We start from the raw sequence: 15069 nt of genomic DNA on the forward strand, positions 1-15069 counted from the left end.
CACATTAAAAACCTTCAATCTCTTCTCACAGCACATATGTGACTATCATATTTAGTTAAGGCTTATTCAGTTAAACAACCGTAATTTTTTACGGTTGTTTCTAAACTATTTGTTTTACAGCTACATTGCGTAGCTGTGTGCGTAATCTACAATACGTGCATTTTGGCTTTTTAAGTATTCACGGCCTGCTTTTACACCAAGCTTATGATCTTTACGTAAATCGTCGTTTGTACTGCCTAACAATTTGCTGTGCAGTGTTTCATCTGCAAAAATCTGTATAATTTCTACATCACTAGGCGGGTTTGTCATAAAGTTTAGCTCGTCTAGGTAAGCTTGTTCATGCTGAATTAGGTAGTCGAGCGTTTTTGGGCAGTAACCTGCTGCCGTAGCAAGCGATCTAAGCTTTTGAACCCATGCCGATTGCGCTTGAAAATCAGCGTCTACCGTTCTTATAACCACAATCTTACGCGCGCCACGGTTGTACGCTTCGCGGACTGGTAATGGTGCAGCTAGCCCCCCATCAAGAAAAAAGTCTTCTTGAGGTTCGGTAATTGTGTTTGCTTCGTTAGCGGCTTGTGCATTTAGCCAAGGTGTTAATTTAACACCTTGTTTGTACAAAAAGGGTAATGCGCTTGACGCTTTTAATAGCTCGCGCCATTGATGCTCTTCACCTGTTGGTGATAAGTAATACGCTTTTCTGTCACGTGCGTTTGTAGCAGTAATAAGTAACTCACGTTCACCTAATGATGTTTTAGCTGTTTTAAAGTCAATTGCTCTATTTACTTCTTTGGTTTTATCAAAGTACCAGTCTAAATCAACAATGTGTTTTCCCATTAAGCCACGACCTAGTTGAAAAAAACGTTTATTACGAGACAGCCCTCTAATCAGGCGTTTAGCGTAACCTTTTTGACGAGCTAAATAGCTTGTTAAGTTTTGTGAACCTGCCGATGTGCCAATAAATAAATCAAATGGGTCGTAGTTTTGTTCTAACCACGCATCAAGTACACCTGCGGTGAAAATCCCTCGCTGTCCGCCACCTTCAGCAATTAACGCAACCTTAGGCTGTGCTATTTTAGTTACTGAAGAAGCTGTTGCGCTGTTTAGAGAGTTCACGGGGTACCTGCCTTTAATTTAATGATGTTTGTTTCAATAAATACATTTTATAGAATTAAAGTAATGCCTTAAAATTGATTGTTTAAATCAGTTTGATTGATAAAATAGAACGATAAACCATCTATTAATACACTTAACTAATAGTTACTAATGCGTTTTGTTTTATTTTAAATGTTTAGGCATCACATCAATTAATTTAAATTGTAAATTACTGATTGATGCCCCTACTTTAACAAGCCTTAGGTGTACGCTTGCTTAACTAAAATAAAAATGAGTGTTAATGAGTGTATTAAATAACTAAGTAACCTATTTTACTTAGCTATAAAAAATTAAGCCGTTTGTGTATTAGCTTGGCGCTCTAACTTATAGTTTTCTGAGTTTAAGCCTTTTTTCCAATAACCTGATGACACGATATTAGTACGCGGTACAGCAAGCTTACTAGTTAATAGCGTTTTCAGCTCACGTACTAATCCTGCCTCGAGTGCCATAAATATAATAGGTGACTGTTCGTGTTGCTGTAGTGTGCTTAAGGCATTAGCCATCTCAATCTCTGGCGTTGTAGTTATTAACCAATTGACCTGGCGCGTTGAATCTAAGCTGATAATATCCGCTTTATTCGGGGTATGAATAAACGCGTCAATTTTAGCGTTTATTGGCAATTGCTGAACATACCCTTTAATAGCATTCACCGAGGTTAAATCGCCTAGTAACACATAATGTGAGTGCTGGTAATTTTCAAGCTTTTTAGGACCAGGGCCTGCAATAGCTAGTTCATCACCTACTTTGGCAACTTTTGCCCAATTAGTCGCAGGGCCTTGGTGCATATTAATAACAAAATCGAGCGTAATTGCACCATTGCTTTTATTTACATTTTGTATTGTGTACGAACGCATACACGCCGTTTTTAAATTGAAGTCGGCCACACCGTTTTTTGGAATAAGCACTTTTACATAACTGCCAATGTGATCAGAGGTTAAATCTGTAAACTCTTCAGAACCTAAAACTATACGTTGTAAATGTGGGGTTATTTGCTTTGTGCTTAATACTGTTACTTTGCGTATTTTTTTTGCCATATAAACTAACCTCATTGATTAAAAATTACTGCTTTATAAAGCAGATGTTGCACAACGCCCCATTGGTTGATAAAATCAACTATAGCAATTTAATTGACATTGTCAACCATTATGGATTTATTATGTATACCTCATTAGCCAATACATTATTTACTTTAATGCAAAATTACCGCGTTACCATACGCGAAGCGATTAATGCGGGCGAGCTTGGATTAAACGCAATGCACGTACGCTGCTTTCATATTATTGCAACCACAACTCAGTGCACAGCAAACGATATTGTGAATCAAACTCAGCGCGATAAAGCCCAAATAGCACGGTTAGTGAAAGAACTACTCGCGTTAAACTTGATTAATAAAACGGCCAGTGAACACGACAAGCGTTGTTTTATTTTGTCATTTACCTCTGAAGGTCGTACGCTTTATGACAAGCTATTAGCTGCCGAACAGCAAGTAAATGCACAAATGTGTAAAAATTTAAACTCACAGCAAATCAATGACTTTTTACACACGGCCCAACAAATGATCAAAAACATGGATTGATCTGCCATTCATTACTTGGCATAACGAATACAAAACACATATACTGTACACTTATACAGTATATGCGTTTTGGTTGTTTATTTATGTTTGTTATTCCTATTTATATAGAAGCAGGTATTTGCGGGTTTGAATCTCCTGCAGCACAATACACTGAGCTTGGCGTTTCCCTTGATGAGCTATTAATAAAGCACCCTGATGCCACATTTATTGGTATTGCGTCGGGTAGCTCTATGCAAGAAGTAGGGATTTTTGAGGGTGATTTACTCGTAGTAGACCGAGCAGAGCACGCTAAAGATGGCGATGTAATTGTGGCTAATTTAAATGGCTTATTTGTGTGTAAGCTACTTGATAAAACAAACGCTCGATTGCTATCGGCCTCGCCTTTATATCAACCCGTTAATATTACGCCTAGCGATGAATTTCAGCTTGAAGGCGTAGTCAGTTTGTCAATTCGTATGCACCGCCAAAGCCCTGAGTTACTTTCATGTATGCCTTAGTCGATGCAGTGGCGTTTTATGCCAGCGCCGAAAAAGTATTTGATCCCGCCATTCGCTCAAAACCTGTTGTAGTACTTACCAATAACGATGGCTGCGTGTGTGCGGTATGCCCTATTGCGCGTAAGCTTAATATTCCTAAATTTGGCCCTTACTTTAAAGTTAAGCAGTTATTAGAACAAAACAATGTGGTTGTACGCTCTAGTAACTATGAACTATACGCTAATTTAAGCGACCGAATGATGAGTGTGATTGGTCGCTTTTGTGACATCCAGCATATTTATAGTATTGATGAATCGTTTTTGCACTTTAGCGGCTATGAAAACGTTGTAAAAGATTGGCATACATACGGGCACCTTATTAGACGAACCGTATGGCGAGAAACAAAGCTCCCCGTGGGCGTTGGTTTTGGTCCAACGCCTACTCTTGCAAAAGCAGCAAATCATGCAGCTAAAAAATTAACAGGCTTTGACGGTGTTGCTATCATAAATGACGAAGCAAGCCGCCGTGCAATTTTACAACGCATGGACTGCCAAGATGTATGGGGAATTGGCAAACGCTTAGCTAAAAAGCTAAAAATAATGAACATAAATACCGCATGGCAGCTTGCCCAACAAAACCCAAAAACTATGCGCCGCGCTTTTAGTGTGGTGGTAGAGCGCACAGTAAGCGAGCTTAATGGCTTAGTATGTTTAAACTGGGATGATGTACGCCAAGATAAACGCGAAATTTACTCAACTCGTAGCTTTGGAGAGCGTATTTATGAACCAACCGCTCTTAAAACCGCTTTAATTAACCATGTTACTATTGTGGGTAAAAAACTAAGATCGCAAAAGTCGCTTGCAAAGCAATTATATATTTTTGCATCGAGTTCATCCCATGAAGACGTATTTTATAAAAAGTCTTATATGTATCAGTTTAGCATGCCAACAAACGATACCTGCGTTATGGCCAATGCGGTGTCTGAGGTATTTGAAAAAATTTACCAACCTGGCGTGCGGTTTTATAAGTGTGGTGTAGGTGCACTAGAACTCACCGCTGAGCAATTTCAGCAAAGTGACTTATTTGCACCACAACAAGATAACCCAAAGTTGATGGGCTGTTTAGATGCTATTAATACCCGATACGGCAAGGGTATGTTGGGCTTAGCAAGTAGTAAATTAAACGATCGCTGGCATATGAACAGAGATTTTTTATCGCCTCAGTACACAACCCGCTGGCGCGATATACCAAAAATAAAATGCGATTTATAGACGCTTTAATTCAAACTTGCACTGAACATTAGCATTTTTAATCAAGTATTCTAACTGTGTATCAGAAACAAAATTTAGCGTGCGGCTAACATCTAATATATCGTTATTACTGTCACACCGGTCTTGGCGTAAATCCATTGTTAAGCCAATACTCGTATATTTAAACTTTGTAGTTACTAGGCAAAAATCAGGGGCTTTATTAGTTTGTGTGCCATTATGTAAATCAATAAAAGAAATTAAACTGCCAAGTCTAAAACCCAAATCAGTATTATTTTTATCAAGCCACATTAATGAGCCTGAATCGCAATAGCGAGCATCGCCAGAAACTAATTCATAATCGCCAACTTTACTATTAAACAAGCTAACAAACTTAGTTTTGTTACTAGGTAAAATCGTTTTAGCAAAAGACTGATTAGCAAAAAATAAACAACAAACACATAGTAAAACTTTATAATTTTTCATTAAAGAAACCTAACAAGTCACAATACAATTAGCTTAACACATTAAACCTACTTACTTATTTTAAAATTTATGCAAAAAAAATCCCTTGATAGCAATCAAGGGATTTAATAGTTATACAATTAGACTGTTGTTATTTGTAAAACAACTGTGCTCTTCTGTAAACAAACAAAGCGGTTAAGAGTAATAAGAAGAAACTGAAAGAACCTCCTCCACTTTTATCACCTTCTTTAGGTGTTGGCAGTGCAACAGGTACATCATTAACGGTAACGATAACACTTTGCTCTGTCTCCCCTTCACCATCAGAAACGCTGAGTTTAAAGCCAAGTTCACTTGTTACAGATACACTTGGTGCGATAAACGACAATGTATTTGAATTAGCATCTTCAATTGCGACTTCTATACCTTGTGTTTGAACCCAGCTGTAAGTAAGTTCAGATGACTCTTTGTCTGTTGCAGTTGCTGTAACGCTAACGTCTTTACCCTCATCAACCGATAAAGAAGATGAGCTCAACTCAACTGCTGGTAATTGATTAACGTGCATAAAGGTCACTGTATATACCTCTGTGAACTGCTCGTAACCATCTGAGATTAATAAAGTGATATCTGTAGTAAACGTTTCCTCTAATTCACCTACAGTCAGTGTCGCTTTACTGTCTGTCTCTAAAGGCGCCAGTGATAATTGAGGATGATCAATACTCCACTCAAAACTTAGCAAATCACCATCAGGATCTGTTGTTCCTGACGCATCAAGCTCAGTAGTTGAAAGCTCTTCAATGGTTGCTGGAATTGTTATATCTAAAACAGGCGCTTGGTTTAAACTTTCTTCAGCTAACTTAGCAACTAATTCAATCACACCATTAACTTCACCGTCTAAGTCAAATTCACTGCCGTCTGTTACTGCAAAAGTAAAGCAACCTGAACAAATTTGCTCGTACACGTTACCAGTTAGCTTTGCAACCGACTGCCAACCTGTATTAGATAACAAACGAATTTGCATTTCTGAACTTAAAATAGAGTTAACATACTCTGGTATCGCAATTTCAGCGGTACCCGATGAGTTTGAAAGGGTAATATGAATATTTACAATATCACTTTTAGCTTGAAAGTGAGGTTCTGTAATATCTAAGCTATCAAAGTAAGTACTTAAGTCTTGCTCTGAAATAGACATATCAGCAATCATTTGCGTTACACTAGTCTGTTTAATGTTACCTACTGACAAGTGATTAAACTCATCGATGCTACGAACCATATCACCTGAATCTAAAACAGCTGAATGCGTAATAGAAGAGCTATCTAAGTAATCAACAATGCCGTCTTTATCGCCATCGCTCACACCTTCTTCAGCATCAGGAATACCATCACCATCAGTATCTAACTCAGGATCATTAAAAGTAACTGCGTCAATCACACGTAAACTAATTTGATCCGTTGCAACAGTCTCGCTATTCTGTTTTATAGTAAACGTAATGTCTAGATTGTTAGAGTCCGTGAGCAATTGAGGCGTAAAAGTAATATTCCACTTTGAGGGACCAATTTTATTTACAAAATAATCACCTTGTGAAGATAGCTGGAGCTCTATTGAATTATCAGCTTCTGCACTAGGTAAATTAACTGCATGAACATCAACAATAAAGTCTGACGAATCACGTTGAACCATCTTGCTTATTACTTTTCCATTTTGATATAGATTAGTAATAAATTCAGGTTTTGCAGTTTCATTTAGAAAAACTAACTGGCTAGTATCATTTCCATCGGTAAATGAATTGTTTGTCGTATTAATGCGAATATTAGACGCATTTTCAAAGAACTCACGTTCTAGCTCTACCTTGACAAGGCCATGATGGTTTGTAGATATATATTTACTAGTATTATTGCCAATAAGATCAAAGCTTACTGAACCGTATGGGCTTTTACCACTTATGAGTACATCAATAACCGCATTACCATTTTGGTAAACATACGTAGTAGGCTGGATACTGACTTTAGGAAAAACATAAGCATTTATTTCACCTGTAGAAGTATTACCCGCTCCATCAACGGCAGAAACAGGAATTAAAATATCCCCGGTTCTAAACACAAAGTTACTATCAATATCGATAATAGCCACACCCGATACACTATCGTAGATAGCATTAGAGTTAAATAATGCCGCTTTTATGTCATCGATTGAGCTTCCATAAACATTAACTGAGTAATAGTCTTGTATAACAGGTGGCGTTGTGTCAACTAAGGTTACCGTTTGAATAGCCGTCGTTTCGTTACCAACATAATCACGAGCAACCCATGTGATTTGATGTTCACCAAGGGGCAACCATGAGCCAGAGAAAGTATAAACATAAGGTTCTAAATGTCCGTTATCAGTCGCCTCAGGAACAAAAATATTTGTAAGGTTAGTATTTTGAGACGTTGCTTCAAGAGTAATAGGCTCTAAACTTGATACAAAAACAGGGGCTATATTTTCACCCAAGCTAGAATCAGTTGGGTGACTATCTTCACTATCTTGCACACCGTCGCCGTCTGTATCTGTAGAAAGCGGATTACTAGACATCTGATACTCGTTTAAATTAGATAAACCGTCGTAGTCTGAATCCTTTGATGCATCATTAGAATCAAGTGCATTTAGTCCATTCTGTGCTTCCCAATAATCTGGAATACCGTCGCCATCAAAGTCACTAACTACATCCAGCTCAGCAGTCCATGAAATATTATCAACTGAAAAAGGCATATCTGCTAAGTAAGGGCTTTCGTATTTTACCTTCACAATATTAAAACCATCATTTACCGGAATTAACAAGCGAGAGCGATAATGCTTAATATTGTACTGAGTACCGTTAACACTAATTTGGAATGATGAGTTATTGTTTGAAAAGTAATCTAAATTAATGAACCCTGCCTCAAATAACCCTGCAATTGCAAAGCCGCTTATACTACCTGCTGGAGAAGTATTTAGGCTTAAACTTGATGAACCATCCGTAGACCAGTTGGTATTAAGCTGCCATTGTGTAGTATGTTCTGCAAGCTCTGTAAATATAGCTGGCAAAAGCCCTTCTTCAAAGCTTTCATTTAGCTGAGAAAAAGACTGCACAGTTGATGTTGCGTCATTAGCAAGGCTTTGCCCATAGAACTCTTGGATATTAGTGTAACCATCAGCATCAAAATCTAAACTTGCATCCGAAGGGTCAAGTGGTAGCAAGCCATTATTAACTTCATAGCCATCACTTAACTCATCAGAATCTGTGTCAGCTGAATTTGGATTTGTTCCTAGGTTATACTCATCAAGGGCTGAAAGGCTGTCAGCGTCATTGTCAGATTGTGCATCACTTGCATCAAAACGATTTAAACCATTTAGTAGTTCCCAGTAGTCTGGTATTTGATCGTTATCAGTATCGGTTTGATCACCGACTGGAAGCATAACAAAGTTATCAAGCCATACTGCATCAGCATCAGTTGATACTGATCCGTCTTTGGTATACTTGAACTCAATCTTATGCACCCCTTCACTAATATTAACTAAAAATGAAGTTGGTTCAGGTGCTTCTAAATTTCCACGCTCAGCAAAACCAATGACTTCTTGGCCATCTATAGTCACCATAAAAAAGTCACAACAATATTCAGAATCAATTTTATAATCGAACGCTAAAACCCCTTCTTCAAATAAACCCGTGACAGTAAACCCGCTAAACTGAGAATCAGAGATATCTCCTGAACGAATACTTTGTGAGCCCTGTGTGGCAAAGTCGTCTGTGATAAACCACGGCGCACTTGAGTTTGCTGATTCAATCATCCATGTTGGAAGTGTATCGCTTTCAAATGACGTTGTGATATTTAAAGCAACAGGGTAAGAGGTATCTGACTGAGGATCTGTATTTGCTTGAAACTCTGTAAGGTTAGTAAATCCATCATTGTCAGCATCTTGTGACGCATCTGAGGCATCCGTAAGATTTAGGCTGTTGTTATATTCCCACCCATCAGGCATTAAATCGCCATCAGTATCTGAGTTGTTAGGTAAACCATTATTTAAAAACTCAAGAAGGTTAGATAAACCATCGTTGTCTAAATCAAGTGCTGAATCGTCAGTATTTATATCCAAACCATAAGATAATTCCCACATATCTGACATACCATCACCGTCAGAATCAGGGAAGCTAGGCCCAATATATAAATTATCGATAAATACAGCATCTAAACCTTCAGACACTATAACGTCTTTAGTGTACACAAACTTAACTGTATTGAACCCAGCAGGAACTGGAAAAGAAGCCACCTTCCAGTCAGTTAGGCCTGACTCATTAAGCACTAATGAATCGTTAATATAAACTTTGAAAAAGTCATAAGTTGCTTCAGTTTCCAATAGGTAGTTAAAGTTAACAAAACGTTGTTCGTCACTTAAAAATTGAAACTCAATGCTCGTTTGTTGCGAATCAGTAATATCACTGCTAGATAACACTAAGCCATCATGACCGTCATAATTAGTAATAAACCAAGGCGCTTGAGGATTTGAAGAAACTAATAATTCAGGGACAACTGCGTCATCAAAATTATAGGTAGTTTCAGGAAAAACAGAAGGTTCAGAGTTTGGATCAGTTGGGTCGCTGTTACCATAATACTCAATTAAGTTAGCCCAGCTATCGGCATCAAAATCAAGTTCTGCATCAGCTGCATCAAGTGGATTAAAAGCAAAAGTAACTTCCCAACCATCTGGCATACGATCGGAATCTGAATCAGCATTGTTAGGCAGTGTCATGTAGACGTTTAATTCATCGTAATCAGATAAACTATCAGCATCAGAATCAACTGAGTTTGGAAGAGTATTTGCTAAGTATTCTTCCAAGTTAGAAAGGCCATCTTGGTCTAAATCTAAATTGGCGTCATCAGCATCTGAAGGGTCTAGTCCGTATAAAAGCTCCCAGTTATCATCCATTAAATCTGAATCAGTATCGACAAACTTAATATTATCGCAAATAACTTCTACTTCATTAAATGCTGAAATTACATCAGATGCATTATAGTTTAAGTCAATTGCAGAGTTGATTGCTCCACATGCACCATCGATAAAACCACTCGAATTAACCCAGTAGTTTTGATTTGCTTTTAGCATTATTTCAAACGCTTTTTGAGGATCCCAACCATCAGTATTTGAAAGCAGGAAAAAAGCACGGTTAAAAACACCACTACTAAAGTGAACATCCATGCCCGGGTAAAAATCGCTGGCTTTATCAATAGAAACACCATCTAATGAAGGCGTTTCAAAGTAACGAAGGGCTGGATCTACTTTTGAAATATCCGCCCCTGATAACCAGTCGGTTTCACCACGTAAAAAATACTCTGCAGTTTCACCTGCCATATCAGAGAAAGACTCGTTAATTCCGCCTGATTGATTAGAGTAAATAAGATTGGAGTTTTGACTAGTAAAGCCGTGGCTAACCTCATGAGATACAATATCAAGTGAAACCAGCGGGTAAAACCTATCAGCGCCATCACCAAAGGTCATTGCTTGGCCATTCCAGGTGGCATTTTCCCAGTTATCCCCACTGTGAACTCGCATTAACAATTGAAATGTAAGCGGTGCAGTGTTGTACCATTGCTGATACATATCAAAAACAGCGGTTCCAAATGCATGAGCGTCATTTAATGGAGAAAAAGCACCATTTATTTCCTTATGTGTATTACGATCACATGTGAATGAAAAGGCTTCACTTGGCTCAGAGCCCGATTCCATAGTGACCGTTTTTACTTTGTCATTTTCTAAAAAACAGGTCTCACCAACTTGGGTAACATTAAATGCGTCTTTATCTGTACCGTATTCATACTGGCCAATCTTTTGATTACCACCAGGTCCTGTCCCGTCAACACTTTGAATATTGTCCCACAGTTCAAAAATCTGATAAGTCGATTCACTTATTAAACCTATTGGCATTTTTTCAATGCCATTCTCAGTTACTTTGAGTTCAATTAAGCGAACGTAATAAGCCTTGCCATCATGAATATAAATGTAGCGCTTATTATTTATTATTTCACTCTCTAGTGAATCATCTAATTTAGACTTAGTCAGCAACGATTTAACCGCCTTTGACTGATCAAAAGTGGTGCTCGCGGTTTTATTCAAAAATGCAAAGTTAATGTTTTTAGCAAAAAAACCACTAATATGTTCAGAGTTAGACTGAACTCTAATTTGCTGACCCCATACTGGAACCCCAGAAAAGTATTGCTGCATCTTTTTAGAAGATGCATTAACTTGTTGTGAAAGGCTCAATTGAGGTTGTTCTAATTCTACAAAATAAGAACTTGCAGAAGATGTATTGGCAATAGAAGGGTTTTGATTTAAAAGTTGCTTAACTTCTTGGGTGGATGATTTATTTATTCGCTGTGAAACAGCAGCTTGAGAACTTAGCGTGTTCAAAAAGCAAAATGCTATCAATCCTGATGAAAGTGTTTTATACATAACATTCCTATGTCGTATATTGTAATTATTCAGTGTTTATTCATTTAAAAACAGTCAAATGTAACATATTTGATAATGAAGAGTCATCCAAAAAACTAGTTTAATAGGTACAATTGTTAACTAATGTAAAAGGTAACTAAATAATTAATTGAAACTGTGATTTGAATTTTAAAGGTGAGAAAAATAAATAATAAGCATACAAAAGACTGCATAAAAATTAAACATCTACGCAGATTTCTGTTTCAAAAAGTTGTTAAGAGTAATGCAAAATTAGCGTGTTAACGCCAATACTTTGCAAATAATTGTGGATAGGCTTGTTTTAAAAATTTTGCTTTGTCTTTAAAGCGTTTGCCTGCGGGTTGATCGCCTGATGGCACGAAGGGAAGTTCATCTTCGTTGCGCTCTTCATATAATAAGCCGGCGATAAGGTCGTACTCGTCAATATATGGGTAAGGCTGTTCATTTAAGTGATAAACAGGTGTACATAATGCAATGGAGTCGGCATTAACAAGTGCATTATCAAACACGGCTTTGCCGCGTGAAATAAGCCAACATCTAAACTCACTAAAGCCGTATTCATCGTTACAGCCTGCCATAACAAATGCCGCTCCAAATAAATCCCAGGTAAAACACTTGCGCATGTTAATACCAAAAAATTTGTCAAAGGCAATAAGCTGCTCGTCAGTTAAATCACCTAGTTTAGCTTTTAAATTCTCGCTGACACTTTCTGGGTCTAGACCTAAGTCGGGTGTAGTTACTAATTCCCAAAAAGCCTGCTCTGATAACGCTGCCATTATAAAATCTCTTTTACTCGGCCCACTTGGCCATCTTCTAATCTCACTTTTATACCATGCGGGTGGGTTGGCGATTTAGTTAATAAACGCTCAACTACGCCTTCGGTTAATGTACCGCTGCGTTGGTCTTCTTTTAAAACAATATTAACTACAGTACCTGGTGATATTTGCGAACGAGAAGGAACAGCCATTATTTAAACCCTAAATATAATTTTCTTAATTATACCGCCCAACAGCAGGCAAACCAACAAAACCCATTTTATTTAGCAAAAAACACAATATGTGACGGTTTTATCGGCAACTTAATACTCGCAAGTTGCGTAAGTATTATAGATTTAAGGTGTTCAATCTCAGAGTCAGCGTTATTAAGAACTTTGGTGTCTTCAAAATAGCAGTTAACTTTTAAGGTGTTGGCTTCGTTATTTAAATCAACGGTGTGAGTAAGGTATGAAAAACCGGCCACTGAGTCTTTAATGGACTCACACGCTTTAGTCAGCGCAGCGCGTATTTGTTTATCTCGTTGCTTTTGTGTTTTAGTCATGAGGATAAATTATTTACTTTTTTCTGCTTGTTGTTTTTTAAATTCTTCGTAATTTGAGTCTTGCTCTTTAAGGCACTCATAATACTCTTTATCTGCTTTGTAATTGCACTCGTTAAGGCGAGCTGACTGCAATTGCTCAAAGCGTGCATCGGAACTACACCCGGCTAAAATAGGTAATCCGATTATAAAAACAGCCGCGGTTTTTAGTTTATTGATAACCATTAAATTTCCTTACACAATTGCGTTTAAAAAGACGTTAATTTATGGCGATTATATTGTATATTAGCGCCATAAAAACCTTTGTATTACAGGACCACTTATTATGATGTCGCAGTTACAAGCCTTGTTTCAGCGTATAGACAAAAGCAAGATATTTCAATCATTTGTTATAGCTGTCATTATTGTTTCTGCCCTAACTGTAGGCGCTCATACCTATAGTCTTCATCCTACGGTTGAGCTTGCTCTTAACTGGATGGATATTGGCATAACCGCATTCTTTTTAATTGAACTTATTATTCGCTTTGTTGCAAGTAAAGGCATAAAAGACTTCTTTTCAAAGGGATGGAATATATTCGACACCATTATTGTATTGGGTAGCTTGTACCCCGCCGCGGGCTCTACAATGCTAATAGCACGTTTACTGCGTATATTCAGAGTGCTTAGGTTAGTGTCGATGATCCCTGAGCTTCGATTATTAGTAAACTCGTTACTTAAAGCAATCCCACAAATGGGCTACATTGCACTGCTTATGTTTGTTATTTTTTACATCTACGCAGCGATGGGCAGCATGATGTTTGCCGACATTAACCCTGTGCTTTGGCAAGATGTGTCTATTTCAATGCTAACACTATTTAGAATAGCGACCTTTGAAGATTGGACCGACATAATGTACGAAACAATGGCGGTGTACGAGCTAAGCTGGATTTACTACCTGACCTTTATATTTTTAACCGCCTTTGTATTTTTAAACATGATGGTTGGCGCTATTTTAGAGGTAATGGGTGAAGAACACCGAAATGCACGAGAAGAGCAAGCTGATAACGACTCACTTCCTGCAACACAAGGGCAAGTTAACGAGTTACAAGCGCAAATAGCAGAGTTAAAAACATTGCTGAGTAAAAAGTAACACTTTAAGCCCCACAAAATATGTTTGTGGGGCTTAAAACTCATTTAACCTGTTATTCATCTGATGTGTTTTCTATTGTTTCAAACGATATCACGTCGTCCACTTCCATTTTAAACGCGTCTAAAAACGCATTTTTTAATACTGATACCACTGCCTGAAACGTTGATATGTCGGTATTGTTTAATGTGCCGTCGATCGGTATACGCGCAGCAACTAACTCTGATTCAGCGTTCTCAAGTAAAGCACTGACAGCATCAATACTGCCTTCAAAAATAGCGGTTAACAGTCCGTCATCGTCTTTTTCTATATCTTCACGCCAAGAAAAAACACTCAAATTATACACGCCAGCTTTTGCATAACCGTTTAAAACATTGTTCTTTGCAGCAAGTTCCATTGCTCCATCTATTCCGCCCGCTTCAATATCAAACGGGGTATAGACTTTAAAAACAGTTTCGAGGTGTTTAACAGAAAAGCGCTGGACCTCTACATTAAAGTCAAAGTTTGCTTTTTCACTAAATGGATCTAATTTCCCCGTTAAAGAAAGTGCAGCTTCGCCCATTAAATCCCCCTCAACGTTCAAAGAAGTTACTAACGTTTTAGTTAGGTTTTGGGCATTGGTAATGTTTTTAATATCAGCATTAATATTTGAAATATAAGTAGGTTTATCACCCTCGCGGGTGGCATTAACTAATGAAACCTTACCGTTATCAATAATTAATGTATCAATTGAAAAAGGGACTAAATTATTAGCAAGCCCAATCCATGTTGTTTCGTTTTTAACTTGTTTGTTTTGCTCCATTTTATTAGGGGCTTTGTCGTAAACAACAATTTCAGGATGGGTAAATTGCATGTTAGTTACTAAATTCCCTTTTAAAAGTGCTGACCATGAAAGTGAAAAATTGAGTGTTGCAACACTAAGTAGCGGTTTAGGGGTTAAATTATCCTCTTTTGCATAAATTTTTATGCCGTCAATAGCATACGCACCGCGGTATAAATATAAATCTACGTCACCTACGTGGCCTGTAATTCCCTGCGTGTGTTTAATTTGTTGGTTAACATAATATTGAATAGCATGGGGCGCAGCAACGCGCAATAGTAATAAAAGCACAATGATTAAAACAAAAGTAGTAAACCATTTAGCTTGAGTAACCTTTGAAATTAACGCCATATAACCATCCTTATTTGTGTAATTATTAGCATGACGATGTGTAAAAACTACACAAAAATAA

At 37.6% G+C, this 15069-nt stretch carries 13 protein-coding genes; 4 read left to right on the forward strand and 9 right to left on the reverse strand.

Annotation, left to right across the window (positions count from 1 at the left end; genetic code table 11):
* Positions 1-120 precede the first annotated feature (120 nt).
* Both AC27I2_RS07810 and AC27I2_RS07815 read right to left on the reverse strand, forming a co-directional pair.
* Positions 121-1113 (reverse strand): patatin-like phospholipase family protein, encoded by a 993-nt coding sequence (locus AC27I2_RS07810; protein ID WP_138528227.1) that lies wholly within the window; start codon positions 1111-1113, stop codon positions 121-123.
* A gap of 329 nt (positions 1114-1442) precedes the next feature.
* Positions 1443-2186 (reverse strand): siderophore-interacting protein, encoded by a 744-nt coding sequence (locus tag AC27I2_RS07815; RefSeq protein ID WP_487203917.1) that lies wholly within the window; start codon positions 2184-2186, stop codon positions 1443-1445.
* Positions 2187-2308: 122 nt separating this feature from the next.
* On the opposite strand from AC27I2_RS07815, the gene AC27I2_RS07820 reads away from it, so the two are divergent.
* The 3 genes from AC27I2_RS07820 to AC27I2_RS07830 all read left to right on the forward strand — a co-directional run bounded on the left by AC27I2_RS07820 (position 2309) and on the right by AC27I2_RS07830 (position 4475).
* Positions 2309-2728 carry a MarR family winged helix-turn-helix transcriptional regulator gene (locus AC27I2_RS07820; RefSeq protein ID WP_138528223.1) on the forward strand — a complete coding sequence of 140 codons (420 nt, stop codon included), beginning with the start codon at positions 2309-2311 and terminating at the stop codon, positions 2726-2728.
* Between the two features lie 83 nt (positions 2729-2811).
* On the forward strand, positions 2812-3225 hold the full coding sequence (gene umuD, locus AC27I2_RS07825) for a translesion error-prone DNA polymerase V autoproteolytic subunit (RefSeq protein WP_010556176.1): 414 nt from the start codon (positions 2812-2814) through the stop codon (positions 3223-3225).
* Positions 3213-4475 carry a Y-family DNA polymerase gene (locus AC27I2_RS07830; RefSeq protein WP_487203918.1) on the forward strand — a complete coding sequence of 421 codons (1263 nt, stop codon included), beginning with the start codon at positions 3213-3215 and terminating at the stop codon, positions 4473-4475. The genes umuD and AC27I2_RS07830 overlap by 13 nt, the downstream gene beginning before the upstream one ends.
* Here the strand turns inward: AC27I2_RS07830 and AC27I2_RS07835 are convergent.
* From AC27I2_RS07835 to AC27I2_RS07860, 6 genes are all read right to left on the reverse strand, one after another.
* Complete coding sequence (locus tag AC27I2_RS07835; RefSeq protein WP_487203919.1) at positions 4470-4937, reverse strand: hypothetical protein; 468 nt, start codon at positions 4935-4937, stop codon at positions 4470-4472. The two genes, AC27I2_RS07830 and AC27I2_RS07835, sit on opposite strands and share 6 nt — an antisense overlap.
* 130 nt (positions 4938-5067) lie before the next feature.
* Positions 5068-11379: a M4 family metallopeptidase gene (locus AC27I2_RS07840; protein WP_487203920.1), complete on the reverse strand. Its 6312-nt coding sequence runs from the start codon at positions 11377-11379 to the stop codon at positions 5068-5070.
* A gap of 278 nt (positions 11380-11657) precedes the next feature.
* Positions 11658-12173, reverse strand: coding sequence for a DUF4240 domain-containing protein (locus AC27I2_RS07845; protein WP_487203921.1), 516 nt, complete (start codon positions 12171-12173; stop codon positions 11658-11660).
* A complete protein-coding gene (locus AC27I2_RS07850) occupies positions 12173-12364 on the reverse strand; it encodes a YwbE family protein (protein ID WP_138528213.1) in 192 nt (63 codons plus the stop codon). Before AC27I2_RS07850 ends, AC27I2_RS07845 begins: the two co-directional genes overlap by 1 nt.
* Positions 12365-12432: 68 nt before the next feature.
* Positions 12433-12714: a hypothetical protein gene (locus AC27I2_RS07855; RefSeq protein WP_487203922.1), complete on the reverse strand. Its 282-nt coding sequence runs from the start codon at positions 12712-12714 to the stop codon at positions 12433-12435.
* Positions 12715-12723: 9 nt separating this feature from the next.
* On the reverse strand, positions 12724-12936 hold the full coding sequence (locus AC27I2_RS07860) for a hypothetical protein (protein WP_058405325.1): 213 nt from the start codon (positions 12934-12936) through the stop codon (positions 12724-12726).
* 100 nt (positions 12937-13036) lie between these two features.
* Between AC27I2_RS07860 and AC27I2_RS07865 the strand changes: the two genes are divergently transcribed.
* Positions 13037-13840: an ion transporter gene (locus AC27I2_RS07865; RefSeq protein WP_006793489.1), complete on the forward strand. Its 804-nt coding sequence runs from the start codon at positions 13037-13039 to the stop codon at positions 13838-13840.
* A 52-nt stretch (positions 13841-13892) separates the two neighbouring features.
* On the opposite strand, the gene AC27I2_RS07870 is transcribed toward AC27I2_RS07865, so the two are convergent.
* Entirely contained in the window at positions 13893-15008 is a 1116-nt protein-coding gene (locus AC27I2_RS07870; RefSeq protein ID WP_487203923.1) for a DUF748 domain-containing protein, read from the reverse strand.
* Positions 15009-15069: the final 61 nt, after the last annotated feature.

The sequence above is a fragment of the Pseudoalteromonas sp. NH0006-46 genome (assembly GCF_057547735.1).